Genomic DNA, 26,074 nt, shown 5'->3' on the forward strand with positions numbered 1-26,074 from the left:
CAATCCGTGCGAAACTCAAAGCTTCCTAGCCTCCCCGGCCTGGGCGGACGACGCAACGGAATCCGAGATGTGATATCGAGGTGTCGACCGGCTGGGCCATCCGCGCGGCCGGCCGGTAGCGGCGGCAATAGTTCGGCGCGCACAGATGCGAACCGCCCTTGGTGACCTTGCGAGGGATGTTCGCACCCGCCTGGCGCGGATCGTGGCTTCCGTCACGTGTGCCGCCGCGCGGGCTTTCCGCCGTGCAGCACGGGCTGTCGATCTTGCTATGCTCCTGGTACCAGTCGCTCGTCCACTGCCAGACGTTGCCGGCCATGTCGTAAAGGCCGTAGCCGTTCGGTGGGAACGAGCCGACCGGCGCGGTATATTCGAAGCCGTCGTCGTACGTATTGCGCCAAGGGAATTCGCCCTGAAAGGTATTGGCCATGTGTTTGCCGCCGGGTGTCAGTTCGTCGCCCCAGACGAATTCGGCGCCCTCGAGCCCGCCCCGTGCTGCGAACTCCCACTCCGCCTCCGTTGGCAACTCCTTGCCCGCCCATTTCGCATAAGCTTCGACATCCTCGTGAGCGACGTGGACGACAGGATGGTCCATGAGCCTCTTGATGGAACTCGCGGGACCGCGAGGGTGGCGCCAGTTGGCGCCCGGAACGTAGACCCACCAGTTGTATTGATTGGAAAGGTCTACGGGGCCGGGCGGCTTTCTAAACATCATCGATGAGGGCGCCAGCAATTCAGGCAGCGCGCCAGGATAGTCGTCCGGATTGACCGACCTCTCGGCAACCGTCACGTAGCCTGTCTCCGCAACGAAGTGCTGGAAGTCGCGATTGGTCACCGTGAATTTGTCCATCCAGAAGCCGCCGACACGCACGCGATGCGCCGGCGCCTCCTCGGGATAGTGATGGTCCGAACCCATCAGGAACTCGCCGCCGGGAATCCAGACCAACCCGTTCGACCGCAATTCGCGAGGCATCGGCGAGTCTAGGGTTCCGAGTTCGGCAGCTTGCGTCATTCGGGGTAGATCCTCTTCCAGTCCATCTTCATACTGACCAAGGCCCAGCCGCGCTGCTCTGCCTCGTCGAGGCCGCTGGCAAGGCGTCCAATATGGGACTCGCGGTCGTAGGCATATTCGCGCTCACCGTCGTCGCGGTGGCCGCGTCGCGTGAGGGCTGGGATGAGTTCGCATTTGGGTCTCCTTCAGCGCGTACGCCGGCTCGCACAGGACGTGCGAGCCGGCGCATGCAAAGCGATCAGTTACGGCCCTGAGTGACGGCCGATTTTCGATCGCATGCCCTACCTCCATCCGCTCTTGTGGACTTGCCACAAGAATTATCCCGTTGGCTTTTCACATCCGGCACAGTTCTAATTGCTCGACGCGGACTGAAGCGCGTCGAGGAACTGACTGACATCAAAGGAGCCGGATTTCTGGCTGGGCGGATACTCCCGGAAGCTGGCAAGGAACTCTGCGACGATTGTCTGGGCTGGAACCAGCGTCCAGAGCTTGTCGCTCCACCAACGCTCGTAGGCCCCCGACTCCTCGTGGTAGCGTTCGAACGGATCCTGCCTGAGGTTGGTGACGAGGGGGACGTTTTGCGTCACGCGCCTGCCCGTGAAGAGGTTGCCCTCGATATAGGCGAAGGAGATCTTCCAGTCATCGTAGCGCAACGCGTTGATGTTGGCCTGGTCGTCGAAGTAGAAGATTTCGCGTCGAGGGGCTTCCTTGGTCTCCCCCTTGAAGTACGGCATGAAATTGTAACCGTCGAGATGGGTCTTGAAGGTCTTGTCGCCGACCTTCTGTCCCTTCAGCAGCTCGGTCTTGATATCGGGGTTCCCTGCGGCGGCCAGGAACGTCGGCAGCCAATCCTCGTGGGACATCGTTGTGTTGACGATGCTGCCCGGCTTGATGACACCCGGCCAGCGAGCGAAGCATGGGGCGCGGAAGCCACCCTCCCAGGTCGTGCCCTTTTCGCCTCGGAACGGGGTACTGCCGCCATCTGGCCACGAGAACGTCTCCGCGCCATTGTCGGAGCTGAAGACGACGATCGTATTGTCCGCGATGCCAAGATCATCGAGCTTCTTCAGCAGTCGACCTACCACATCGTCCAGTTCCGCCATGCCGTCGGCGTAGAGGCCGAAGCCAGTCTTGTTCTCCCACTTCGGCGAGAGGTGCGTCCACACATGCATGCGGGTCGTGTTGTGCCAGAGGAAGAACGGCTTGCCTGCCGCAACCGAGCGATCCATGATGTCCAGGGATCGGGCGAGCAGCTCCTCTTCTGCGGTTTCCATGCGCTTGCGGGTCAGCGGACCGGTGTCCTTGATGACCTGCTTCCCGACGCGTCCGAACCGGGGGTCTTCGGTCGGGTCGTCGACGTCGGTCGCCTTCACGTCGAGCACGCCGCGCGGCCCGAACTTGGCATGGAACTCGGGAGACTTCGGATAATCCGGGTCCTCGGGCTCTTCTTCCGAGTTCAGGTGGTAGAGGTTGCCGTAGAACTCGTCGAACCCGTGCATCGTCGGAAGGAATTCGTTGCGGTCGCCCAGATGGTTCTTGCCGATTTGAGCGGTCGCGTAACCTCGGCCCTTCAAAAGCTCGGCGATTGTCGGGTCCTTGTCCTGCAGGCCCTGCTTAGATCCGGGAAGGCCCACCTTCAGGAGGCCGACACGGAAAGGGTTCTGCCCGGTGATGAACGCCGCCCGGCCTGCCGTGCAGGAGTTTTGCGAATAGTAGTCGGTGAACAACGCGCCCTCGGCGGCAATGCGGTCCAGGTTCGGCGTCGTCCCGCCCATCATGCCCCGGTGGTAGGCACTGAGATTCCATATGCCAACATCATCGGCAAAAATCACCAGGATGTTCGGCTGGGACCCCGTCTTTGCCGCCGCCGCCGGAGCCGGACTTTGCTGTGCCATGGACGGTATGGAAAGTCCGGCCGCAGTCAGTGCCGATCCGGCCAGCAGAAGGCCGCGGCGAGTGAGGTGCGACGAACTCGCACCGTTGGATTTGCTGTCAGGATTTGCTTCATCGCTCATTTCACGTTCCCCTTGAACTTGGAGTAGATTACTGCAGCCAGCGGTGGAATAGATCAGCCTGACTTTTGTTCGGCCAGACACTTGCGACCCGCCGCCATTGCCTTGAAGGTCCCCTTCAGATCGACGACAAAGGTACCCTGGGTTTGCGGGAACACGGTCATCGTGTATTTCTTCGCCACGTCGCGCTTGAAAGCCGGGTCGTCCGTCAAAATGTAACCGCCCGAATACCCGCCTTTGAGTTGGCCGGTCGTTGTGGTCACCACGCCGCGGTAAAGATGGCCGTCGATATCGACGAAGATGTCCTTGACTCCGTTCTTGATGCCTATGTCCAGCTTCGTGAACACGCCAAGGTACCCGACCGCCTGGTTTGCGGCCACGCCCATTTGCACCGAACCTGGGCCGAATGAGCTCACGATCAAGCAATCTCCGCGTGTTTTATTGGCATAGACAGTCCAGCCTTCGACGTCGTCCCCATATCGGACAAGCGTATCGCTTGCCTTGGGAAGGGGATTTTCTTGTGCGTAGACTGCCGTCGCAGATGAAAGTGCCACCGACGTTGCCACGATAAGTGCTGTAAAATTTCGCATGATGATTATCCCTCAGATGTTAGATGTAAGAGTTGTTTTTAGATCATGGCCTTGAAAAACTGCGTGGAGCGCCGGTGCCGCCACCGCTGCCCAGAAGGCCCACTTTCTCTTGACGTGCCGCAGTCGCAGCTTCTCTCCCAACAGTCAGACAATGTAGTTCATCCAACTTTTCATCCGCAGCAGGATTCGCCGAACGACCGCGACCGACGCCATATGGGGGCTGTACACGGCGACCTGAGCTGTCGATCCGGCAGGCAGCTGGTAACCCGAAACATCGTCCGTTATTTGGATGCCGACGAGCGCAAGGCCCTGTGTCTGTCCGCGATCCTCAGGATTGAGAAGAGTGGGGCTTGCTTGCAGCTGGCCTTGCGAAACTGCGTCCACAACCCCGCTGACCTTGCCTTGAAATACTTTCCCGGGAATTGCATAGAACGCGATCTCAGCTTCCGAGCCCACGGTCAGACGTTGAACGACAGCCTGCGGGAAGGCTGCTGCAAAAACCCTGTCGCCCTCGTGAATAAAGATCAACGCAGGTGCTGTTCCTGCCATCATGCCGGGGCGGAGGAAGAGCTGGGTTACGTAGCCGGCGGTTGGTGCTCTCACCACGGTTTGATCGAGGTCGTATTCGGCGTCGCGTAAGTCAGCCGTCAATCTGGCGACCGTCGTATTTACGCCGCCGATCTCCGACAAATAGGCCAGTCGAGCGCGTTCCAGCGCCGCCTGACTCTCGGCCAGCGACTGGTTGGCTGCCTCGAGGTTATGAGACGCCGTATCGACAGTAGCCTGCGCAATCACCTTTTTTTCGAGAAGTTGTGTTTGGCGATCGAAGGCCCGCTGGGCCAGCTCGACCTGCGCCTCAGCTTTCGCAACGCTGGCGGCAGCCTGGTCCTGCGCCGACTTCAGCTGCTTGACCCCTTGTTCCGCTTCCGCGACAGCAGCTTGCTTCTGTGCAACGACGAATTTGTGGGGCTCCGGATCGATCTTAAACAGGACGTCACCCTTCTTAAGGGCGATGTTTGGTTCCACTGGAACCTCGACCACACGGCCTTTCACTTCGGGAACGATGGGCGTGGTGAAGAAATAGAGGCGTGCTTCAGTCGTAAACGGGTGATTGTAGTTAATGATTGCAAGTAGCCCGCCGACGACCACCACACCTCCCAGGCATGCGGTGGTCGCGGTCCATTTGTTGACCGGCAGACGCATGAATTTGAAGACGACAACGCAGATCGCCGCATAGCCCAGCAGGAGAAGCGCACCCATCGTATCTACTCCGCGACCTGCTCGAGCGCTGAATGAGGTCTGTCGAACTGGGAGGTTTCGGCAGAATTTCCCGAAGCCGCGGCCGGTGAAAGTCCCCAGCCGCGATCTGGGTGGTAGAGGAACGCCCAGATCCATAGGAAAGGCCACAGCGCCCCCAAGGTAAGGAGGCTGACCCAGGTTGCAGCACCGATCGCGTCCTGATGTGGGTGGTTGCGGGCCTTGGCGATCTCGTAAGGGATTGCCCAGACAGCGACCGCGCCGTAGGCGACCAGCAAAAGCACGACGATCAAGGTAACGAGCGCGACGGTGTCGAGCATTGTTGTATCCATCCGAGGCCGAGGGCGCCCGTCTTTGGTCTGCTTCCAGAAGTCGCCCGGCTTCCTGCTTTCGAGCAATTCTGCCCGCGGGAAAGAAAACCAAAGTCATGCAACCACAGTTGTGCGTTGACGGAAGCAATGCATCACTGACCTACGCTGGGGCATTGTCCTCTTGTTCGGAAGGTAACTAACTGTAGGCTACGCGCTAAAAATGCGGTCTGACCTGCTGTCGGTCGTGGACACCGATAAGGTGTTTGACGGAACTGGAGGAATGCAGAGCGCACGGCACGCAAGGGCTACAGGACGAAGGATGGCGCCAGGACGGATGTGTTCGATGACCTCGAGCGCTTCAATAATCCTCGGCAACGGCACTCGACACGAGACCATCTCAACCCGTCAAGGAGCGAGCTATGCTAGCTTGACTGCGCGTCCGACACCGGCAGGAGGCCAGTCAATCAGGGATCACAAGACCTGCTTTTCTAAGCGAGCCGAGAAAGGCCTCGGCATCTTGCGGGCGAACCAAACGCATTGATACTTGGCCCCGCAAGTTTTTCACCAATTCCGGATGATTCTGTTGAAGCCACTCGCTCTCGCGGTGGGCTTCCGCAACGTTCCCTGCCTCAACGTATATCGCGGCGCCAACCAAATGATAGAGCGGATTCATCGGGGCAGGCGTTTTCTTTAGCCATGTTGCTGCTTGCGCATAGTCGCCGTCAAAATAGGAGCAAACGGCCAAGTCCGTCTCGTAGTAGGCTGAGGCTCCGGGATTTGATTGGCGCGACTCCGCCAGCATCGGGCAACCTTCCTTCCACTTTCCCGAAAACGCCAGGCGCTCGCCATATTCGCTCAAGAACTCGGTGTCGTTGGGGTTGAGTTTCAGGCTCTCCTTGCCTAGCTCCAACGCGGCATCAATCTGCCCGTCGAAATAGAGAGCCAGCATTTTTGCCTGGCGCGCCGGCATATTTAGGGGATCGAGCGCCTCGGCGTGCCGGGCGGCAGCGAAAGCGCGCTCAAGTGCTGATGCCGGGGACGCGCCATCGGCTAAAAATTCAAACCGATAGTCGTCGATGTAGACCAATGACAGAAGACCCCATGCCGTGGCGTAGCTGGGGAAGCGATCTACAACTTTCTCGAGGCACGTACGCACAGCGGGACGGCGCTGCGGATCAACGTCCAGCCGATATGCATAGAAAGAAAGTGTACAACTATAGGCTATCCAATCATCGGGAGGGTTGCTCACGTTGAGGTCCTCGTCCGCCTGGAAGATCACGCCGTAAACCTGAGCCAGATTTTGTGACACGCTGCGTGCAATCTCCTTTTGCGCGCCCCGAAATGCCGAGACTTTCAATGGACCGTCGTAGCTATTTGCCCAAATGACCGACCCACTGCCGCGATTGATGAGCCGGACCCGAAGCTGAAAGGCCTCGTCCGACAGCGTGACACTTCCAGCGACCACAAATCGTGGTGGCGCCAATGAGGCATCGTCCGGCTTCGGGGCTGACTCCATAACCAGCAAGTCTCTGAACTTGGAAAGTTGCTCGACAATTTCCTCCTTCAATCCACTTGCAACCACGCCTGCGGCCTGAGCGCCGCCCGGATTGTCAAACGCCTGCACAAGCACACGGGGCTTTTCTGGCTCGCTATATGTGTCGGGCGCCCACCACCAGGCCGATACAGATGCCACGATCGCCAGAAGGACCATGAGCACGGCTGTCAGCAGTCGCGGTCGGGTCCTCCACAGGGGCGGGCGCTCAGTGACTGGCTGCGTGACAATTGGGGCTTCGACCGGCGCCAACTGGGTTTCCGCCCGGCGTGCGAAGGCAGGAACATAGCCGCCCTTGGGAATTGTTATGAGTACAGGATCTCTTTGTCCTGAGGTCAGGTAGTAGCGTTCAAGCGCCCGACGAAGGTGGCCAGCCTCAATGCGGACGATTGGGTCCGTCTGAGGGTCGAATGATTGGCCGCGGCCGAACACTTCGACCGCGATAGTATAGGCCTTAATGCGATCGCCACGCCCGGATAACGCTTCTTCGACCACGTAGCTAAGGAAACGGTGCTCACGGCCGGTGGCATCGAAGTCCGCGCTGCCAAGGATCAGGGCAAGCTGGGCGCGACAACTCTCAGCCGGGAGAGCAGCCTCCGCCGTGAAGGATGATTCAGGCTTGTTCACTGACCCTCGTCCGACCGATGACTACATGGTCTTCCACGTAATTTACATTCCGCTACTGGCTTTGGGCAATATACAATTCACTCTGATCGCGAAATACAATTCACTCAGATCGCGAATTGGCGAATTGAAAACGTCGTTAATTTCGGTCGGATCTCAGTCAGATCAACGAATTATGGCCAAACAAGACGGACCGTCCGACAGACAAAGAGCGATCCTAGCGGCGGTACGCCGCTTTCCGCAGTTTGAGTTGGCGATCCACCGACTGATCGTCCGGAGTGAGAGCTTTCTGGAGATATGCGAGGAGCTTGCGGAAGCGGAGCTGGCGCTTTCAAGCGTCGACAAGATTGCACCGGCTTTGGTCGAGACTAGACGAGCCGAATGGCAGGAACTTGTGGACCGGTTGGTTGGAGAAGTCGGGGCAGCGGTGCAGGACTCAGAGGCTACCCGAAACTTGGGTGTCAATCCTCGGCCGCCATGATGAGCGTCACGAATGGTTAGAACTGGTCGATGGTCAGCCTGCAATTTTCCGCCATTTCGGGGGCTTCAGCATTCGACTGCAATTGCACAACGGTGAACAAGATGAACCAGATCATGAAATCCGGCTTACTTTCGAGACTGCGCCCCAAGGGCGCAAGCCTGCTGGCAGCATCCGTAGGCCTGGCACTCTCATGTGCTTCGGCCTGGAGCCAGAGCGCAATAGACAAGGATGCTAACCACGTCCTCGTCACTTCGATGAACTACTTGAAAGGTCTGAAGACGTTCAGCGTCGACTACGATACCGATCACGAGATCGTCGACAAGGCCGGCCAGAAGATCCAGTATAGCGCTTCGGGCTCCCTGACAGCCTCGCGCGGCGAGGGTTTCCGCATCAGTCGGAAAGGCCCTGACGCCGATGTCGAGGTCACCTTCGACGGCAAAGTCATCTCGCTCTACGGCAAAACGATAAATGCTTTCGCCCAAATCGACAGCCCTGGTCCGAGCATTGACGAGGCCGTCGAGGAGTTCAGGGTCTCGACCGGCCTGGATGCTGCCGGCGCGGACCTGATGTCCGCGGACCCGTATTCGGTCCTCACAGAAGGAGCCGTCGAAGGCACGCTGGTCGGCGAAGCCGTTATCGGCGGCCAAGTCTGCGATCATCTGGCGTTCCGGACAGACACCGTCGACTGGCAAATCTGGATCCGCCAGGGCGACCAGCCGCTGCCGCTCAAATATGTCATAACCACCAAATGGGTGACCGGAGCGCCCCAGTACACGCTGAGACTAGGCAACTGGACCGTCGACCCTAAGGTCGACGGCAAGCTGTTCTCCTTCACGCCGCCAGCGGATGCGAAAAGGCTGGAACACATAGATTCGGACGAAATCGGCCAACTTTCCCTGGAGGACGCAGAATGAGAACGATCGCGCGAAATAGAACCGCGTTGGCCTTGAGCCTCGTCACGGCGCTCATAGTCACCGACAGTGAACTCATTCCCTCCGTTTCGTTCGTCTCCAGCGCCGAAGCACGGGTCGGGAGGCCGCTGACCCCGGGAAGTGTTGCTGGCGTTGCCCGTCGCACAACGCGCCGCGTGGTTCGACGGTCCACGCTCTACGTGGCCGCGCTGCCGCCCGCCTGCGTAAGAGTCAATGTCAATGGTATGACGCTGTCGCAATGCGGTGGTGTCTACTATCAGCCCTACGGCGGTCGCTACGTCGTGGTCTATGTCGACTAAGCCTTCCAATGAAACCGGCACTGCGAGCCCAACTCAGAACCGAGCAAAGATCATGAAAACTTTCTGTCGGACGGTGACTGGCGGCTATGCAGCGCTTTGTGTCCTTTGCCTTGCCAATAACGCGGGAGCGGCCGATCTGGTCTCCCCGGTGACGCCGGACCTGAAGCCCGTCGTGACCGAGCAGGGATGGACGTTCAGCGTCGCGCCGTATTTCTGGGCGGCTGGGCTCTCGGGTGACGTGGGGCAGTTCGGTTTGCCCACCGTCGAGGTTGATTCAGATTTTGGCGACATCCTGAAAAATCTTGATTTCGCGGTCATGGCCGTCATCGAGGCACGCTACGACCGCTACAGCATTTTCGGCGACCTCCAATATGTCAAGATTTCCGCCGGCAGTGGCACGCCCAGAGGCATCTTGGCAGACAGCGTCGATCTCACGTCCCAAACTTTTTCAGGTTTGGCCGGAGCTGGTTATTCAGTTCTCCAGAGTGACGCTGGACGTCTCGATGTGGTCGGCGCCATGAGGATCTGGTCCGTGGATACGGACCTTGACTTCCATGGTGGGGTCCTTGACGGCGTTTCCGCCAGCGACGGCAAGACCTGGGTAGACGGGCTGGTTGGTATTCGTGCGAACTATTCGCTCACACCCGAGGTCTATGTCACGGGATGGGGAATGGTGGGAGCAGGCGCCGCCAATGTCGATTGGGATGTCGCAGCCGCGCTGGGCTATCGGTTCAATGATCGGTTTTCGGCGGTCGCAGGCTATCGCGCCTTGGGCGTCAACTACGACAATGATGGGTTTGTCTTCGATGTCGTGCAACAGGGCCCGATCATGGGTCTGGTCATGCGTTTCTAGGATGGCGATTTGTTGCTGATCCCAAAGCCTGCCTGCTGAAGTCAATTTCCGGCCAGGAGCCGCGGGGTTCTGCCCGTAGGATACAGTTAGTTACCTTCCTTCCAGGGCACTCGAAACGTAAGCGGGTTCCCGGGCCACCTTTCGGGAGTAATCGCGATCAGCGAGGCTGCCGATCCTGTATTGGGATCGGAGATCGGGTTGTGTCTGGACTTGACCTTACGCAAGTCGTGTAGCGCTACGACATCGAAGCGCGCGACGACTTGTTTCCGATAACAGCCAAAGCTCGGCGCGGGGAGGCACGGTCGCCTTCTCGGGGATGACATCGGGGCGCACGAAACAATGAAGCTGGTAAATCGCTGCGGGGGACTGGTGGGATTGGACATGCGAGCAAGGCGAAGCCTGGCAATATCCTTTGCTTGTGCGTTCAGTCTTGTCAGCCTCTCGTCTTGCGCAAGCAGGCCTGAGACCGGGGCCCTATTGTCGAATACCTCCGTAGCTCAAGGTGCGAATTCGCATGCCATCCTCGTTGCCACCACTCGAGCGCCTGATGCTCGACCGGGAACTTACTTCGATGGTGAACGGTCATCTGCCCTGAACTTTGCGTCGATCACCGTCAGCGTGCCGCCGAACCATAAGGCTGGCAATGTCGAATGGCCTTCTTCGAAGCCGGGAAATGCTCAAACGGATTTTGTCACGCGAGATGGCGAAGTCCTGCCGAACGAAAAGCAGTTTCTGGCCGAGCTGAACCAACGTTTGAAGGCTCAGCCCAAGGGCCAGCGCAAGGTCCTGCTCTTTGTCCATGGTTACAACACGCTGTTTGCCGAAGGGCTCTATCGCTTCGCGCAAGTCGTTCATGATTCCCATGCGCCTAGCGTTCCCGTCTTCTTCAGTTGGGCCTCGCGGGGCAAGACGCTGGACTACGTATATGACAACAACAGCGCGACCATCGCTCGCGACAGATTGGAGCGGACGCTGCGCCTTTTGCTGGCCAGCGATGCCGATGAAATCAACGTCCTCGCGCATTCCATGGGCAACTGGGTGACCGTCGAGGCATTTCGGCAAATCAAGATATCGGGAAACGTCGCTTCCGCCAGCAAGCTTGGTACGGTGATACTCGCCGCCCCCGATATCGACGAGGACGTATTCAAATCGGAAATGCAGCGAATTGGGAAACCAAAAAAGCCGTTTTTGATCATTGTCTCGCGCGACGACAAAGCATTGGGTCTGTCGAGACTTATCGCTGGCGGCAAAGATCGGATTGGGGCGAGCAGCGACACGGCGGAACTCGCAAATCTCGGCGCCATCGTGGTCGATTTGTCGAATGTCAAAGCCATGGACGCGACAAACCACAGCAAGTTCGCCCAAATCGCAGAAATGGCGCCGGATCTTCGCAAGGTCCTGGCGCAGGGTATTCCAGAGCAGGAAGAGGGCGGGCTGGCCGGCGCGACGACCCGCGTCCTCACTTTGCCAGTCGCGGCGCCGATAGCGATCCTGACGGCCAAGTAGCACTTGCTGCAGCGCTCCCCTGGTTCGTCGGCGAGGCGCAGGTGCGAGTTGGTCATCCGCTCACGCCCGGCAGCCGTCGCAGCGCAGCGCGCGCATGGCAAAGACCGCAAGCTTCTGGGGGCGCATCGATGAGCGGCGCGACGGCAGTTGGATCGCATGGTGCCCGCATGGTTACGGACTTCCTATCGTCACGCATTCCTGCGGCTTGCAACGGCGACTTGATCCTTTATTCGCCGGTCGCGCGTCGTTGATCTAATGCTTTCCTGGGCTCAGCGCCGCCACCGCGCGGACGATTTCGGCCACCTGCATCGAGCTCAAAGCCCCGAGAGTCGTTCTATCTGCCGCTGGCGTGATAGAGCTCGAGGGATACGCGAACTCGGTGGCGGAGGACAGGCGGTTGTCCAATGGGTACAACAAAGAAGTCGCTTTCCGGCTTCGCTCCTATCCCGAAGGGCGCCACAGTCGTAGCCGCCACGATCCTTCCAGTCTGACGGGCCTCGTCAGCCTACCGTAAGCCAACGATACGTGGAGGGTCCGCCACTGGGATTTTGGCACATCGTGATGCCGAGCGACGACCCAGACTTATCAAAATCGGAGGCGCCGGTGGCTCCTGTCATTCATGCTGTAATGAACACGTGTGGGCTTTCTCACGATAACACATTTCCCCACGTAACTTACGTTCCCCCAGTGCCTTGAAGCAATATTCTGACCCCATGCTGACAAGGATCGGCAAGACGATGTTGGTTGTTCAAAGGCTCAACATTGCCATCCAACGGGAGAACGGACATGAAATCGATCAAATGGTTTTTAGCGATTATGGCGGTTGTGGCTGGACTGGAGATTGACAGCAGTAGCTCAGGCATCACGGGCCTCCTCGTATCGCAGGCGCAAGCAAGAGTCGGTCGGCCTCTCACCCCAGGAAGCGTTGCGGGCGTCGCGAGACGCACGACTCGGCGCGCTCTACGCCGCTCCACGATCTATGTCGCGAGGCTGCCGGCAAGCTGCAGCAAGGTCGTTCTTTATGGTGTTCATGTCTGGCACTGTGGGCACACATACTACCAGGCGACCGGCGGCCGGTACGTGGTTGTTTATCCCTGAACGTGAAGGACGATGTGGCGCGCCTCAAGGCTTCGGCGCCACGAAGACACTATTGTTCCGGAGTTCACGCCTCCACCACGACCCTCCTTTGCCAAAGGCGACGTGCCGGGACTGGGAGCCGAGCCCTGTGAACTAGAATTCTCAGATCGCAGCGTTTTCGGATGCTGCTGCCAAGTCAGCTAACCGGAAACTGAGTCCGCATGAAGGAGATCACCCATGAGCAAAGCGACAGCCAACATCAATCGTAGCGTCCTACCTATTCCGGATCATCAGCAACACGGACTGGTGACGTACGACGCCAAGGATCCCGACACGAGATTCCCGCCTATCAGGGATGTGCGGCCGCCCCAGGGCGCGCCTAACGTATTGGTCATCCTCATAGACGATGTAGGGTACGGTGCTACCAGCGTCTTCGGTGGTCCGTGCAATACCCCCAACTTCGAAAAACTGGCGGCAGGCGGATTGAGGTATGCGCGGTTCCATACAACCGCGCTTTGCTCGCCAACACGGCAGGCGTTGCTGACCGGCCGGAACCATCACTCAGTCGGCATGGGCGGAATCACAGAGATTGCGACGGCTGCTCCTGGCTACAGTTCCGTGTTGCCGAACACCAAAGCTCCGTTGGCGATGACCCTCAAGCTCAACGGTTATTCCACCGCGCAATTCGGCAAATGTCATGAGGTGCCGGTATGGCAAACGAGCCCGGCCGGGCCGTTCACCGCATGGCCGACCGGAGGCGGCGGCTTCGAATACTTCTACGGCTTCATTGGCGGCGAGAACAACCAATGGGATCCCGCGCTGTATGAAGGGACAGTCCCCATCGAACCCCCCAAAACGCCTGAAGAGGGGTACCACCTGACCGAGGATTTGACCGACAAGGCGATCAGTTGGGTTCGCCAGCAGAAGGCGCTGCTGCCTGACAAGCCATTCTTCATGTACTTCGCGCCAGGCGCGACGCATGCGCCCCACCACGTGCCGAAGGAGTGGATCGATAAGTATAAGGGCAAGTTTGCTCATGGTTGGGACAAGCAGCGAGAAATCACTTTCAAGCGGCAGAAGGAACTCGGCGTCATCGCTGCCGACGCGGTGCTTACGCCCCGCCACCAGGAAATTCCGGCTTGGGAAGAGATGGATCCCAAGCTCAAGCCTGCTCTGGAGCGCGAGATGGAGGTCTATGCCGCGTTCATGGAGCACACCGACCATCACGTCGGCCGGTTACTGGATGCGCTTGGGCCTGCCATCGAAAACACGCTGATTTACCTCATCATCGGCGACAATGGCGCTTCTGCCGAAGGGACCTTGCAAGGCGCTTTCAATGAGATGGCCAACTTCAACGGCATGGCTGCCATCGAAACCCTCGAATTCATGATGTCCAAGCTGGACGAGTTCGGCGGTGAACACTCCTATGGCCATTATGCGGTCGGCTGGGCCTGGGCGATGAACTCGCCCTACCAGTGGACAAAGCAGGTGGCCTCACACTGGGGTGGCACGCGTAACGGCACCATCGTCCACTGGCCGAACGGGATCAAGGAAAAGGGAGGCTTGCGCAACCAGTTCTGCCACGTGATTGACCTTGCGCCGACGGTCTTGGAGGCTGCGGGCATTCCGGAGCCGCTAAGCGTCAACGGCGTGCAGCAGAGCCCCTATGAAGGCACAAGCATGCTGTACAGCTTCAACGATGCCAAGGCGGATGAGCGGCACCAAACGCAATATTTCGAGATGTTCTGCAACCGGGGCATCTACCACAAAGGGTGGAGCGCGGTCACCAAGCACCGTACCCCGTGGATGATGGGCGGGCAAAAGATGCCTGCCTTCGACGATGACGTCTGGGAACTCTACGACGGCAGCAAGGACTGGACCCAGTCCAAGGACCTCTCGAAGGAGAACCCGCAAAAACTCCATGAGCTGCAACGCCTCTGGCTGGTCGAAGCCGTTAAGTACAACGTTTTGCCCCTGGATGATCGCCAGATCGAACGTATCGACCCCGATCAGGCCGGTCGTCCGACTTTGATCAAGGGCAACTCGCAGATGCTGTTTGAAGGTATGGGACGTCTTTCCGAGAACAGCGTCGTCAATATCAAGAACAAGTCGTTCTCGGTGACCTCGGAACTGGAGGTACCTGAGAAGGGCGCAGAAGGCGTGATCATCGCCCAAGGCGGCCGGTTTGGCGGATGGAGCCTCTACGCCAGAGATGGCAAGGCCAAGTTCCACTACAACGTGCTGGGCATCAAGTCTTTCGGAATTGAGGCTAGCAAGCCCATTCCGTCCGGAAAGACCCAGGTGCGCATGGAGTTCGCCTACGACGGCGGCGGCATGGGCAAGGGCGGATCGGTCACTCTGTATTGTGACGGCAAAGAAGTCGGGAAAGGCCGCGTCGAGCAAACGCAGGGGTTCATTTTCTCGGCGGACGAGACGACGGACGTCGGCCGGGAGACCGGCACTACGGTGAGCCCCGACTACACTGCTCATACCAGCAAGTTCAACGGCAAGATCAACTGGGTACAGATCGACCTTGGCGAAGATGCTGCCGACGCGGATCACTTCATCGATGACGAAGAACGCGTGCGCGTGATCATGGCGCGTCAATAGGCGAAGAACGCCAGATGGGCGACCCCCCGCGGGGTCGCCCAATGAATGAGCGCCACAACAAGGATGAGCCAGGATGGCAATAGAAGAGATTATACAACGTTTCTGGGAAAACATTCTTGAGAGGCCGAGCGGGCCGTTGGCACTTCGGTTCCTCCTGCAGCCCGCAATGGCCACGTTGTTTGCGATACGCGACGGCATCAAAGACGCCCGTCAGGGACGGTCGCCATATTTCTGGACGGTCCTGTCAAAGCCCGACGAACGCCGCTCCAGGCTGAGCGAAGGCCTGAAGTCGACAAGCAAAATCATGGTGCTCGCGCTGATCCTGGATGGAGTCTACCAGTTCATCGAACTCGGCACCTTCTACCCCTTTGAAGCAATCGCCGTCGCGATTGTCCTCGCCTTCGTACCCTATCTTCTGATCCGAGGCCCCGCGGCTCGTGTCGCACGCTGGTTGAGCGGCAGCGTCCAGGGCCGCGAATGGTGAGCGTTCGAAAAGATTAGAGGGGCCGAGGGGAGGGCGCGGACAATCTCAAAAAGAAGGGTACCAGAAATGACGAGCCAGAACGTGAATAGAGATCAACAGAGGTTCGACGTCCATGTCACGGCTGAAAGCCATTTTTCTTGGCTGCGCACGCGCCTCAGTCTCGAGCGAACAATGATGTCCTGGCTTCGAACGTCGATTGCATGCATAGGCTTCGGCTTCACGATCGTTCAGTTCTTCGATCGTCTTGGAACGATGGAAAGTGTCGATGCTGCCCTTCGCCCACAAGCTCCGCGATACCTTGGACTGACCCTTATCGCGGCTGGGATTTTGGCGCTCGCGATCTCGCTTGTTCAGTATCGCTGGGGCGTCCGTTACCTTTGGGGCGGACCGTATCGCGCCATAGCAGGAGCTCAGGCCCACGAAATGCAAACCCCAATCATGGCCTTGGCGATAGTGCTGATGATTGCCGGGCTGACTGCCTTCTTCGCCGTACTTTTCCGCGCGGTCTAGTCCTACAAGGAGCGCAGACATATGAAAACCGCTGGCAGCAATAGCGACCTTGGCAATGCGGAAGTCCACGCAACTGAAGCTCTGCACGGTTCCGTCGGCATACACGATCATGACCGAGATTTCCCGCAGCCGCTTTTCAAAGACATGGTTTGGGTTCCCGGCGGCAATTTTCTGATGGGGTCGGACCGGCACTATCCCGAAGAGGCTCCAGCGCATCGCGTGAGGGTGGATGGTTTCTGGATGGATTGTCACACCGTAACGAACCGCGAATTCGAGCGGTTCGTGGTAGAAACCGGCTATGTGACGCTAGCTGAGCGTCCAGCCGATCCTGCCCAGTATCCAGGAGCAAAGCCGGAACTGTTGGCGCCATCGTCCGCTATGTTCAAGAAACCTACTCAGCCAGTCGACACCCGGAACCCTTACAATTGGTGGGTCTATGTGCAGGGAGCAAACTGGCGCCATCCACGTGGTCCAGCGAGTTCCATTAAGAAGCTGAAGGACCATCCCGTCGTCCACGTCGCATTCCAGGATGCCGAGGCCTATGCGAAGTGGGCCGGCAAGGAATTGCCCACTGAGGCGGAGTGGGAGTTCGCCGCTCGCGGCGGGCTGGACGGTGCCCAATTCGTCTGGGGCGACGAACTCACGCCAGGCGGGAAGCATTTCGCCAACACCTGGCAGGGTGAGTTTCCCTATGAGAACCGAAATGAAGATGGCTATGAGGGGACGGCTCCGGTCGGTTCGTTCCCAGCCAACGGCTTCGGTCTTTACGATATGGCCGGCAACGTTTGGCAGTGGACGAGTGACTGGTACCAGGAGCACTCCCGGATCGAGAGCCCATGCTGCACCGTTGAGAATCCTCGCGGGGGTGAACGCGACGCTAGTTATGACCCCCGCACGCCGGATATTCGCATTCCCCGCAAGGTAACCAAGGGCGGCTCTTACCTGTGCGCTCCCAACTACTGTCAGCGCTATCGACCTGCAGCGCGCATGTCGCAACCGATCGACACCTCGACCGGACATCTCGGATTTCGATGCATAATTCGCAATGCGAAGTTGTGAGGTGGCCATGGAAGCGGCATTCACCGAGGTAACTGGCTATGCGGTTCTGCTCATCGACGCAATCGCGCTCATCACCGTCGTCTACGGGACGATCGAGGCATTCGTCGGAGCTCTGGGCGGTATGTTCATACCGTCGGCGCCCGACCAGTTGCGCGGCATTTGGCTGCGATACGCGCGTTGGCTGGTGGCCGGCCTCACGTTTCAGCTCGCTGCAGACATCGTTGAAACGATGACGCGTCCAGAATGGGATGAAGTCGGGCGCCTGGCCGCCATCGCGGCAATCCGCACGTTTCTCAACTATTTCCTCGAGCGAGACATGTCCGAGGTCCGCGAGGATCAGCTCAACTACGAAAAGAAAGCCTGAGATTGACGTGGGAAGAACAAGGTGAGCGACAATTCAGCGGCGGGTGATTTTACCGCACTCACCACGGCCCTTGCGGAAGTTTCGGGACGCCTCGCAGAGGGCGCGCGCGGGCGATACATGGCTTGGTTTGAAGCTCCCGCCGAGTTCGACAGCTTACGGGCGTCACTTGCTGCGGCGATGCTGTTCATGTCCGTCAGTCGATGGCGGGGTAGCATAAAACAACGGTGCGTATGCTAATGAGCGAAACGTTGCGGGTGGGCCAAGCCCTGTTTGAGAATGGTCCGCCTGCAAGGCTGCAGCGCTATCTCGGTTTGACCAAGGGTGATCAACGCAACATCGGTCGCCGCGCCTTCATTGTCGCCATGCTAGGTTGGGTCCCTCTGATCGTTTTGGCCGGAATTGACAGATCCGACGGGGTCAAGTCGCTGCTTTTAGGGATAGATGTGCACGCGCGGTACTTAGTCGCCGCGCCGCTACTTGTTTTGGCAGAAGCGGAGTGCGGGCCAAGGCTGAATGCCATTGTCCGGCACTTTACCGATGCCGGGCTTGTGCCCGAAAGTGAGCTTGGGCGATATAACGCTGCCGTGGGATTCACCGGTATCCTTCTCCACTCGCGAGCTGCAGAGATAATTGTATTTGCGCTAGCCTATCTCCTGGTCTGTGCGGCAGCTTTTTCGCTGCCCTTCGACCAGCTACCGCTGTGGCACAAGGCAGGCAACGCGATCACCATCTTTTCTCTGGCCGGGTGGTGGCACGTGCTAGTGAGCCTCCCTCTGCTCCTGGCTCTGCTCTTAGGCTGGGCTTGGAGGTTTGTCCTATGGGCACAGCTGCTTTGGCGGATTGCGCGGATCAAGCTTCGCATATTGGCATCCCATCCCGATGGCGCAGCCGGCCTTGCCGTGATTGGATATTCCTTGCGGGCATTTTCCCCCATAGCGATGGCGCTTGCCACGATCATTGCTGGGCGTTCCGCACAGATTGTTTTGGTCGAGGGTGCGCTGCCGAGAGGCACGACGGCGTTTAGTGCCGGCCTCTTGGTGGTAATTGGTGTCTCGTTTGCTGTCCCGCTGTCTTTTTTCACGCCAATTCTGATGAAGGCGTTGCAGCGCGGTTCGTTTGAATACGGAGCCCTTGCCAATCGAGCTGGAACAGTCTTCGAAGAGAAATGGGTTGGACCAAATCGGCTTATCGATAGTTCTGTCCTGGAGCAGCCAGACTTCTCGGCGACCACTGATTTATATGCAATCGTGGCGAATGTTTATTCATTGCGTTTGGTTCCGATCGACCTGAAGAGCGCCGCTGCCCTCGGAACCGCCCTGCTGCTGCCGTTCATTCCTGTCGTGTTTCTTGCGTTACCCGTCGAGCAAATCTTGGCAGAGCTAAGAGGGTTGCTTTTCTAACGCCACCGCCTGGGTATGGCGCTGGACATCGGGCCAACACCAAGGCAAAACAGTCGCTCGTCATTTCCGAGATTGTCGGGATACACACCCCGATCATCATCGATGTCGGAGGCAGCGTTCGAGCCGGTCCAGAAAGCAAACGGGTTTGAAGAGGCCAGTTGGCGAGGGCAAGCTGTGCTTTTGAGATGAGAACCTGCCGGTCCAGTCTCGCCCGATTCTGACTCCAAAGTTGATACTTGCGCTGATAGAGCACCTTCGGTGCTCTGAGCACTCGCGCGTGCGCGCAATGCTGCGAATGTCAAGGCCGCGCCAGCTGCCAGCTGGCATAGTTGCGGTTTCTTTCAGTGCCTTGGGTGCGCCTGCATCCACCGCCCACCACGCTGGAGATGCACCGTGCTAGACGGGAGCAAACCCTGCGGTTGATCTTCCATTTTGAATGAGGAAGTGAGGAAGTCGAGGAAGTTGTCATCAAACTCGCCGCGGGAGATGGCTTCAAGGTCGATGTCGCCGTCGATTGCGGCTCTATGGAAAGCAAAGATGAAGTCCAGATGCTGTACCATCACTGCTTTGCCTGGGAATACGAAGCCCCGTGGCCTCGGACGGCGGATCGCCTTCCAGGCATGATAGAGGGCCTTGAGCAGTTTGCGCTTTGATATTCTTTGGTACCGCATCTGCGTATGCACTAACTGGGCATTGCTGAGCCGCAGCCGGGGTGGCACCGTGCGATCAAGCGTCAAGGCTAAGATGAGGGCGCCACCGGGGTCGCGTAACGGGGTCCCGTCGAGCCGTGTCGGCGACCGCTGGTCTAACTCGTCTTGCATGATCAGGACGTCGCGCAACGCAATCGCCTCTTCCATTCGTCTGTGCCAGTCCTCGTCGACAGGTCCAATGAATCGGACGCCCACCTCGTCGTCGACGATGACGTCGTCGGGGTGAGGCATGATGGTAGGCAGTGATAGCCCGTTGCATTCTGCGTCCCTAAGAGCCTCAGCATAATCGTCTTTGTATTTCCTCCAGGTCGCCTGGATCTCCTTCACTTCGCGCGCATGCGCCTGACTGGCGCTTCGCATAAGATCGAACACCAAACCCAAAGTGCGAGCATTGCCCTTGAAGGCGTCATTGATGGCCGACTGGACCAGCGCGGCCGGAATTGACACCGTCGACGCCTTGCCGCCTTCTCGGATAGTCACCGTCTTCTTGGTCGCCTCGAAGGCTGCCTTGAGAACCGGCTCGTCGGAGAGCGATAAGTCGGGTGCTACTCCGCGCGGTCGCCCTTTGGGATTGCCGGATTGACCTTTCTTGAACCGCGAGGCTTTCGGCGGCCGCTTGTAGCCGACCCCATAGATATCCTGCTTGATGTGGTCTGCTGAGCCGGGGGGAAAGCCCTTCGGCGGCTCCTTGTCATCTTCCATAGTTCAGGACCCTTCTCTCATTCGGTCGAAGGCAGATCGCGGGCTACGGATCGGATCTCGGCTACCATTTCAAAGTCCTGATTGGCGTCGGCTAGGATGGCGCGCTTGCCGGTGTAGGCTTGCCAGCGCATCAGGATCGTGTCGCAGTAACAGGGGTCGAATTCTATGAGCCTGGCGTGACGGCCACAGGTCTCGGCCGCGATCAAGGTGGACCCCGATCCACCGAAGATGTCGAGCACTCTCTCGCCGCGACGCGAGCAATCGCGGATTGCGTCTGCCACTAGCGCGACGGGTTTGACGGTTGGGCTGCATGGCAAGTTCATCGGCACGACTGGCGCTGAGGCTGCTGATGCCTGCATAGTCCCACACATTCGTGCGGTAGCGCCCGGTGTCTCCCAAGCCGAAGCTGTTGGTGTGAGGGCTGGTCCCCATCTTGAAGACGAACACCAGTTCATGCTTGGACCGGTAGAAGGTCCCCATGCCGCCATTGGTCTTGTTCCAGACGCAAAGGTTCTTCAGTTCGCTAAAGGCCGCTTCGCCTGCGTCGAGAAGTTCGCGCATATGGCGCCAGTCCATGCATACAAACGCTACCGCGCCATCCCTGGCGACAGATGCCGCATTCGACAAGGTCGTTGTCAGGAAGCGAGTGAATTCGCTCTTGGTCATCTCGCCTGAGGCAAAGGCAAACTCCCGATGGTGCGTGGCACCCAGTCCGCCCACATGACCATTGATAGGCACATTGTAAGGTGGATCGGTGAAAATGAGATCCACCTTCGCGCCTTCGGTCACGCGCTCGATATCGGCCGCTGACTGTGCGTCGCCACAGAGCAGCCGATGATTGCCGAGCATCCACAGATCGCCAGGACGCGTCACCGGGCGAGCTGGCACATCGGGGATTTGGTCGGCGGCAGCGTCGCCGACCTGGGCCGAAGCCTCGCGAGCGCGGTCAAGCGTAAGATCGACTTCGGCGAGTGAGAATCCGGTCAAGGTAACGTCGAAGTCGAAGTCGATCAGGGCCTGCAACTCGATCGCCAGAACTTCCGTGTCCCAACCGGCGTTGATGGCCAGTTTGTTGTCGGCCAGGACGTAGGCACGTCTCTCTTCTGCGCTTAGGTGAGACAGCTTCATGGTCGGCACGGAGGCAATGCCCAGCTCCTTCGCCGCCATCACACGGCCGTGTCCGGCAATGATCTCTCCGTTGTCGGAGATGAGCACGGGGTTGGTAAAGCCGAACCGCCTGATGCTTTCGGCGATCTGGCGCACCTGTTTCCGCGAGTGTGTCCGGGCATTGCCCTTGTATGGGCTCAGAGCTGTTATCAGCATCATTTCCAGCTTTGGCGCTGGCGCGTTCATGTTCTCATCTCCTGCGTTCGGCGGCACTATTTGAGATGCCCCAAACGAGACGATGAGTGAAGAAACCCACCGCCGGCAAGGACTTTCGGCAGAAAAATGGCCGTCCAATAATAGGTTAGCCGGCTATCATTTTAAGAGCCCTTCAAAGGGCGTTCAAAAGCCGTTTTAGGAACTCGCGGTTTTGAACGGCAGTCCACTTTGCCGCTTTTGGCCGATCGGCGGGGTCCGAGATTGCCGAGATGCCCGAATCACTTATCGCGTGATTCGGCCTACGGGCAGCTCGTTCGGAGTCCCGGACGCCGGCCGAGCAATCGGAACTAGCAGCGGCACAAGGCAGCTAGTTGTTGCCCTCTGCTTGGCATCTCTCGTTCAACCCAGCTGCATCGAGCACTCCAGGCGCGTTCCATTCCGTGTTTTGGGGGATCAGCGAACGGCTCTTTTCGACGCGACCGATGGGCCCCGTCTTCTAGCAATCGCATCCCGGCAATCGGCACGGCCGTCCGAAACTACGACAGAGTGCTCCCAGTCGAAGCCAAACCGGTATCGCCTTGTCGCACCCGTTTCTCAGCTAATGGCAATCGCTTCCCGGCCAGCGACAATCGGTTCCCGCCTGGCGGCAATCGGATCCCGTTGGTCGGCAGCGAAATTCCCTGTTAGCCGCGCGGCTGTTGGGTCTAGTGTTTAGACATCGGCTCGGTATGCTACCCTGTAAAGTGCTGGATCGAATGAGAAACTAGCAAATGTGGCTATAGTGACCGCAAAGTTCGCAACTTCCCTGTTTTGCAGCCGAAAACAGGGAACTCTCACCGAGAGACGGGTTCTCTCCTGCCTGTTTCCACCACCAAACAGTCCTTCTCCAACAACGAAGTTGTAGAGTACGAAAAATAGTTGTGCCCTTTGCGGGTTTAGCTGCGCATTCCGAAAAGCCTGGAACGAGTGACTTAAAGCGTGTCGCCTGAATACATTTTCGCCGTGACCCGCTTTTAATGCTGCTGTGCCCGACATTTCCCCGACAGCTCTGAAGATCGCGGCTCGCAGCTAGTCTCACGCCAAATCCGTTAAAGTGTAGGGTGAAAAGCTCCGGCTTGACGCCCCCCGAAGCTCGATGCGATATCTCATTGAGGCTTGGGGGGATTTACATGAATTTATTCGGAAATTCTAAAATAAGGTTGGCGAAGAATTCGGTTCTTGCAAGTAGTTTATTTCGCTCTTCTGCATCCTTGATTGCAATTGCTACCGGCCTATGGGCCAGCCAGACCCAGGCCGAGACGATTACCATTTCGACCGCAAGCACCGTCCCGGTGTCTTCCATCGTAGACCCGACGGGAACCATCAACGTGACGCAGACGGGTTCCGTCACAACGCAGTCGGGAGGCAATCACGCCATTCAGCCCTACATGTCTCCGGGGCTGGGCGCGTGGACGGTCAATGTGGACGGCTCCGTCAAGGTCCTTGACGCGGACAACGAGGTTTACGGCATCTGGCTGCGCGCGGGCGGAACGGTCAATGTGAGTTCGACCGGCAAGGTTGAAGGCTCACGCAAGGGCGTCGTGATCGAAGGTGGCACGGCAAACGTAGAGAACGACGGGTTGATCGCGGGCAGTCGGATCGCCGTGCATGTTCTTGCCGGAGGCGCGGTCGAAAACCGGAACACCATGCTGGGGGGCGTGGTCTTTGCGACCTCGGCTACGCCCGGAAGCTTCGTCAACAAAGGGAATGTTTCAAGCAACGGTGGCGGCTTCGGCGTCATCATGAACGGCGGCGGATCGCTCGACAATTCGGGAACCGTCGCGTTTACGAACATCGGCCAGGGATTCTGGAGCCAAGGGAACACCACCTTCACCAACAGCGGCACCTACACCGCCAAAGGCGACAGTTCATTCTCCACCCCCATCTATGCGGTGCTGCTGCAAAACGGCAACGCCGTGGCGATCAATTCGGGGACCATCGAGGGCCGCGATGTCGGCCTGTTCGTTTCCCAGGGAACCGCCGACGTCACCAATTCAGGCACGATCACGGCAACGAATGTGCATGCCGTCGCCCTGCAGACCACCGGTGCGGCGTCCTTCAAGCAGACGGCGGGCGCGCTTAACGGCGGCACGCACGGCCTGTCCGTCGTGACATCGGGAGACACCAGCGTCTCCATCAGCGGCGGCTCCGTCACCGGCGGGCTTTCGAGCGCCAACGGTATCGGCGTCCGCTTCGGCGGCGGCGGCAAGACGCAGATGAGCGTGGCGAATGCGTCCATCACCGGAGCGGCGGCCGCGATCCAGGGCGGAACGGGATCGTTCGACCTGTCCCTCCTTCAGGGGAGCATCATCAGCGGCGATGTGAAGCTCGGTTCGGGGAACTCGAGCCTCAAGCTGGAGACCGGCGCGTCCGTCGACGGCGACATCGACGCCGAGGCCGGAACCAATACGCTGCTGCTGACAGGTTCGGGCAGCGGCAGCTTCCAGGGAGACTTCCTGAATTTTGCGTCGGCGCAGGTTGATGCCGCCGGCGGAAATTGGGTCCTCGGCGGTGACGCCACCTTTGTCAACGGAATGGAAGTTGTCGGCGGGTCGCTTGCCGTCAACGGCAGCCTGACCGGCAGTGTGACTGTAAGGGCGGGCGCCAGGCTGGGCGGCACGGGGACAGTCGGGGCGACGACGATCGATACCGGGGGCGTGCATGGGCCGGGCAATTCGATCGGCACGCAGACCGTTGCCGGAAACTACGTCAACCATGGCACGCTGCAGATCGAGGCTACGCCCGATGCGGCCGACCAGGTCAAGGTCTCCGGCACAGTCGACATCACTGGCGCCACGCTCGAGCTGCTCATGTCGCCGAACTCGGCCTCCAGCTGGAATATCTCCAACGGACCCTTCGTCATCATCGACAACGACAATACGGATGCGGTGACCGGCGCGTTCGGCGCCGTCAGCAAGAACCTTCTGTTCCTGGACGAGAAGCTCGACTATGCGGGAGGCGACGGCAACGACGTGACGCTGGAACTGGTGCGCAACGACGTCCAGTTCGGCGAAGTCGGCATCACGCCCAACCAGCGGGCGGTCGCGGGCGCCATCGACAGTCTCGGTTCCGGCAATCCACTGTGGAACGCCATCGGTCTGCAAACCGACGTCGAAGCCACCCGCGACGCCTTCGACCAGTTGACCGGCGAGATCCATGCTTCGGCCAAGACAGCCCTGGTCAACGATACGCGCCTCGTTCTCGACGCGATCAACGAGCGGCTGCGCGCAGCCTTCTCCGGAACTGGCGTCACTGTTTCATTGCCCGTGATGGCTTTTGGCGAGGGCGGGCCGGAACTTGATCCCGCCACGACCGATCGTTTTGCCGCCTGGAGCACCGCCATCGGATCATGGGGCCGCGGGGAGGCAGACGGCAATGCGACGCTCAAGCGCTCCACCGGTGGGGTCGTGGTCGGCGTCGACGGTCTTGCTTTCGATGCATGGCGCATCGGTGCGATAGCCGGATACAGCCATACCAATTTCGACGTGAAGGACCGTGCCTCGTCCGGCGACAGCGAGAACTACACTCTCGGACTCTATGGCGGCACACAATGGAACCAGTACGGCCTGCGCGCCGGCGCGACATACACATGGCACAACATCGAGACAGGCCGAACGGTGGCCTTCCCCGGCTTCGCCGATAGCCTGCAGGCAAAATACGGCGCGGGAACCTTCCACACCTTCGGTGAAGCCAGCTACCGTGTCGATACCGTCCCGGCTGCCTTCGAACCCTTCGCCAACCTGTCCCATGTGAGCCTTCGCACCGATGCCTATTCGGAAAGCGGCGGCGCCAGCGCGCTTCATGCCGAGGGCCAGACCACGCAAGCGACCTTCACAACGCTCGGGCTGCGAGCCTCGACCGGTTTCGACCTTTCCGGCATGCGGGCCACGGCGCATGGGACGGTCGGCTGGCGTCATGCCTATGGCGATACGATCCCGCTTTCCACATTCACCTTCGGCGGCTCCGACGCGTTTGCCATAGAAGGCGTGCCGATCGCCAGGGATGCCGCTGTTGCCGAGGCTGCCATTGACCTGAACCTTACCGACGATGCCGTTTTCGGCGTGACCTACAGCGGACAATTGGCTTCAGGCGGCCAGGATCACGCCTTCGGCGCGAGAGTAGGCGTAAATTTCTAATACGTCGGCCAAAAGTGAGCAGCGGTTCGTGCTAGGATTTTTCGCAAAGAAAGTGGGACTGATCGCTGAAATGCCGAAAATTCGTCGTTCTTCCGCCCCTGTCAGGGAATTTCGGCAGGGACCCGTTCTCTCTCGACTGCCGCCAAACAGTCCTTCTCTGATCCTCGGATTTGCGGCATTCGCCCTCGTTGCCTGCCAATCGGCATCCGAGGCACCACCTGCTCCTCCACCCCA

21 protein-coding genes and 1 pseudogene are annotated in these 26,074 nt (G+C 59.1%); 12 read left to right on the forward strand and 10 right to left on the reverse strand.

The annotated features are described in order from the left end of the window. Positions 1–25: 25 nt before the first annotated feature. The 6 genes from RFM40_RS13525 to RFM40_RS13555 form a co-directional block, all read right to left on the reverse strand. Positions 26–970: a formylglycine-generating enzyme family protein gene (locus RFM40_RS13525; protein WP_320226199.1), complete on the reverse strand. Its 945-nt coding sequence runs from the start codon at positions 968–970 to the stop codon at positions 26–28. A 389-nt stretch (positions 971–1,359) separates the two neighbouring features. Then, positions 1,360–3,024, reverse strand: a complete 1,665-nt coding sequence (locus tag RFM40_RS13530) for an arylsulfatase (RefSeq protein WP_320226077.1) — start codon at positions 3,022–3,024, stop codon at positions 1,360–1,362. Positions 3,025–3,077: 53 nt separating this feature from the next. Next, positions 3,078–3,611, reverse strand: coding sequence for a hypothetical protein (locus tag RFM40_RS13535; RefSeq protein WP_320223874.1), 534 nt, complete (start codon positions 3,609–3,611; stop codon positions 3,078–3,080). A 144-nt stretch (positions 3,612–3,755) separates the two neighbouring features. After that, on the reverse strand, positions 3,756–4,871 hold the full coding sequence (locus tag RFM40_RS13540) for an HlyD family secretion protein (RefSeq protein ID WP_320226078.1): 1,116 nt from the start codon (positions 4,869–4,871) through the stop codon (positions 3,756–3,758). Positions 4,872–4,876: 5 nt separating this feature from the next. Further along, the gene (locus RFM40_RS13545; protein ID WP_320226079.1) at positions 4,877–5,188 is read right to left on the reverse strand and encodes a DUF3302 domain-containing protein; all 312 of its coding nucleotides are present in this window, start codon (positions 5,186–5,188) and stop codon (positions 4,877–4,879) included. A 451-nt stretch (positions 5,189–5,639) separates the two neighbouring features. Continuing rightward, positions 5,640–7,358, reverse strand: coding sequence for a hypothetical protein (locus RFM40_RS13555; RefSeq protein WP_320277662.1), 1,719 nt, complete (start codon positions 7,356–7,358; stop codon positions 5,640–5,642). On the opposite strand from RFM40_RS13555, the gene RFM40_RS13560 reads away from it, so the two are divergent. From RFM40_RS13560 to RFM40_RS13610, 11 genes are all read left to right on the forward strand, one after another. Then, a complete protein-coding gene (locus RFM40_RS13560) occupies positions 7,333–7,836 on the forward strand; it encodes a hypothetical protein (RefSeq protein WP_320277663.1) in 504 nt (167 codons plus the stop codon). The two genes, RFM40_RS13555 and RFM40_RS13560, sit on opposite strands and share 26 nt — an antisense overlap. A 101-nt stretch (positions 7,837–7,937) precedes the next feature. Continuing rightward, a complete protein-coding gene (locus tag RFM40_RS13565; RefSeq protein ID WP_320277664.1) occupies positions 7,938–8,750 on the forward strand; it encodes a DUF2092 domain-containing protein in 813 nt (270 codons plus the stop codon). Next, positions 8,747–9,067: a hypothetical protein gene (locus RFM40_RS13570; protein ID WP_320226083.1), complete on the forward strand. Its 321-nt coding sequence runs from the start codon at positions 8,747–8,749 to the stop codon at positions 9,065–9,067. The genes RFM40_RS13565 and RFM40_RS13570 overlap by 4 nt, the downstream gene beginning before the upstream one ends. A 52-nt stretch (positions 9,068–9,119) precedes the next feature. Beyond that, complete coding sequence (locus RFM40_RS13575) at positions 9,120–9,920, forward strand: hypothetical protein (protein ID WP_320277665.1); 801 nt, start codon at positions 9,120–9,122, stop codon at positions 9,918–9,920. A gap of 477 nt (positions 9,921–10,397) precedes the next feature. Continuing rightward, entirely contained in the window at positions 10,398–11,426 is a 1,029-nt protein-coding gene (locus RFM40_RS13580; RefSeq protein WP_320277666.1) for an alpha/beta hydrolase, read from the forward strand. 1,314 nt (positions 11,427–12,740) lie between these two features. Further along, on the forward strand, positions 12,741–15,113 hold the full coding sequence (locus RFM40_RS13585; protein WP_320277667.1) for an arylsulfatase: 2,373 nt from the start codon (positions 12,741–12,743) through the stop codon (positions 15,111–15,113). Positions 15,114–15,186: 73 nt separating this feature from the next. Beyond that, a complete protein-coding gene (locus RFM40_RS13590; RefSeq protein ID WP_320226088.1) occupies positions 15,187–15,597 on the forward strand; it encodes a hypothetical protein in 411 nt (136 codons plus the stop codon). 66 nt (positions 15,598–15,663) lie between these two features. After that, a complete protein-coding gene (locus RFM40_RS13595; protein ID WP_320223864.1) occupies positions 15,664–16,107 on the forward strand; it encodes a YidH family protein in 444 nt (147 codons plus the stop codon). A gap of 144 nt (positions 16,108–16,251) precedes the next feature. Then, a complete protein-coding gene (locus RFM40_RS13600) occupies positions 16,252–17,166 on the forward strand; it encodes a formylglycine-generating enzyme family protein (RefSeq protein WP_320226200.1) in 915 nt (304 codons plus the stop codon). A gap of 7 nt (positions 17,167–17,173) precedes the next feature. After that, the gene (locus tag RFM40_RS13605) at positions 17,174–17,530 is read left to right on the forward strand and encodes a DUF1622 domain-containing protein (protein ID WP_320226090.1); all 357 of its coding nucleotides are present in this window, start codon (positions 17,174–17,176) and stop codon (positions 17,528–17,530) included. Between the two features lie 236 nt (positions 17,531–17,766). Continuing rightward, on the forward strand, positions 17,767–18,930 hold the full coding sequence (locus tag RFM40_RS13610; RefSeq protein WP_320277668.1) for a hypothetical protein: 1,164 nt from the start codon (positions 17,767–17,769) through the stop codon (positions 18,928–18,930). A gap of 341 nt (positions 18,931–19,271) precedes the next feature. On the opposite strand, the gene RFM40_RS13615 is transcribed toward RFM40_RS13610, so the two are convergent. The 4 genes and pseudogenes from RFM40_RS13615 to RFM40_RS13630 form a co-directional block, all read right to left on the reverse strand. Beyond that, the gene (locus tag RFM40_RS13615; RefSeq protein WP_320226092.1) at positions 19,272–20,342 is read right to left on the reverse strand and encodes a DUF5681 domain-containing protein; all 1,071 of its coding nucleotides are present in this window, start codon (positions 20,340–20,342) and stop codon (positions 19,272–19,274) included. Between the two features lie 17 nt (positions 20,343–20,359). Next, the gene (locus RFM40_RS13620; RefSeq protein ID WP_320226201.1) at positions 20,360–20,830 is read right to left on the reverse strand and encodes a DNA methyltransferase; all 471 of its coding nucleotides are present in this window, start codon (positions 20,828–20,830) and stop codon (positions 20,360–20,362) included. Next, positions 20,817–21,695, reverse strand: a pseudogene (locus RFM40_RS13625) (DNA methyltransferase); the annotation flags it as partial. The gene RFM40_RS13620 and the pseudogene RFM40_RS13625, both read right to left, overlap by 14 nt. A gap of 1,135 nt (positions 21,696–22,830) precedes the next feature. Further along, positions 22,831–23,007 (reverse strand): hypothetical protein, encoded by a 177-nt coding sequence (locus RFM40_RS13630; RefSeq protein ID WP_320226093.1) that lies wholly within the window; start codon positions 23,005–23,007, stop codon positions 22,831–22,833. On the opposite strand from RFM40_RS13630, the gene RFM40_RS13635 reads away from it, so the two are divergent. Continuing rightward, positions 22,997–25,840 carry an autotransporter outer membrane beta-barrel domain-containing protein gene (locus tag RFM40_RS13635; RefSeq protein WP_320277669.1) on the forward strand — a complete coding sequence of 948 codons (2,844 nt, stop codon included), beginning with the start codon at positions 22,997–22,999 and terminating at the stop codon, positions 25,838–25,840. The genes RFM40_RS13630 and RFM40_RS13635 overlap by 11 nt on opposite strands. The last annotated feature ends 234 nt before the right edge of the window (positions 25,841–26,074 follow it).

It is taken from the genome of Mesorhizobium captivum (assembly GCF_033977165.1).
Lineage (GTDB): Bacteria > Pseudomonadota > Alphaproteobacteria > Rhizobiales > Rhizobiaceae > Mesorhizobium > Mesorhizobium captivum.

Coding starts and splice junctions, on each gene's coding strand:
- RFM40_RS13630 (WP_320226093.1), bottom strand. CDS start 23,007: ATGGAAGACACCGGGACGGTGCTTGCGGTCGAAATGGTAATCGTCTCG.
- RFM40_RS13600 (WP_320226200.1), top strand. CDS start 16,252: ATGGTTTGGGTTCCCGGCGGCAATTTTCTGATGGGGTCGGACCGGCAC.
- RFM40_RS13535 (WP_320223874.1), bottom strand. CDS start 3,611: ATGCGAAATTTTACAGCACTTATCGTGGCAACGTCGGTGGCACTTTCA.
- RFM40_RS13575 (WP_320277665.1), top strand. CDS start 9,120: ATGAAAACTTTCTGTCGGACGGTGACTGGCGGCTATGCAGCGCTTTGT.
- RFM40_RS13540 (WP_320226078.1), bottom strand. CDS start 4,871: ATGGGTGCGCTTCTCCTGCTGGGCTATGCGGCGATCTGCGTTGTCGTC.
- RFM40_RS13610 (WP_320277668.1), top strand. CDS start 17,767: ATGAGCGAAACGTTGCGGGTGGGCCAAGCCCTGTTTGAGAATGGTCCG.
- RFM40_RS13570 (WP_320226083.1), top strand. CDS start 8,747: ATGAGAACGATCGCGCGAAATAGAACCGCGTTGGCCTTGAGCCTCGTC.
- RFM40_RS13595 (WP_320223864.1), top strand. CDS start 15,664: ATGACGAGCCAGAACGTGAATAGAGATCAACAGAGGTTCGACGTCCAT.
- RFM40_RS13605 (WP_320226090.1), top strand. CDS start 17,174: ATGGAAGCGGCATTCACCGAGGTAACTGGCTATGCGGTTCTGCTCATC.
- RFM40_RS13565 (WP_320277664.1), top strand. CDS start 7,938: ATGAACCAGATCATGAAATCCGGCTTACTTTCGAGACTGCGCCCCAAG.
- RFM40_RS13615 (WP_320226092.1), bottom strand. CDS start 20,342: ATGGAAGATGACAAGGAGCCGCCGAAGGGCTTTCCCCCCGGCTCAGCA.
- RFM40_RS13545 (WP_320226079.1), bottom strand. CDS start 5,188: ATGCTCGACACCGTCGCGCTCGTTACCTTGATCGTCGTGCTTTTGCTG.
- RFM40_RS13620 (WP_320226201.1), bottom strand. CDS start 20,830: ATGGCGGCATGGGGACCTTCTACCGGTCCAAGCATGAACTGGTGTTCG.
- RFM40_RS13590 (WP_320226088.1), top strand. CDS start 15,187: ATGGCAATAGAAGAGATTATACAACGTTTCTGGGAAAACATTCTTGAG.
- RFM40_RS13585 (WP_320277667.1), top strand. CDS start 12,741: ATGAGCAAAGCGACAGCCAACATCAATCGTAGCGTCCTACCTATTCCG.
- RFM40_RS13525 (WP_320226199.1), bottom strand. CDS start 970: ATGCCTCGCGAATTGCGGTCGAACGGGTTGGTCTGGATTCCCGGCGGC.
- RFM40_RS13530 (WP_320226077.1), bottom strand. CDS start 3,024: ATGAGCGATGAAGCAAATCCTGACAGCAAATCCAACGGTGCGAGTTCG.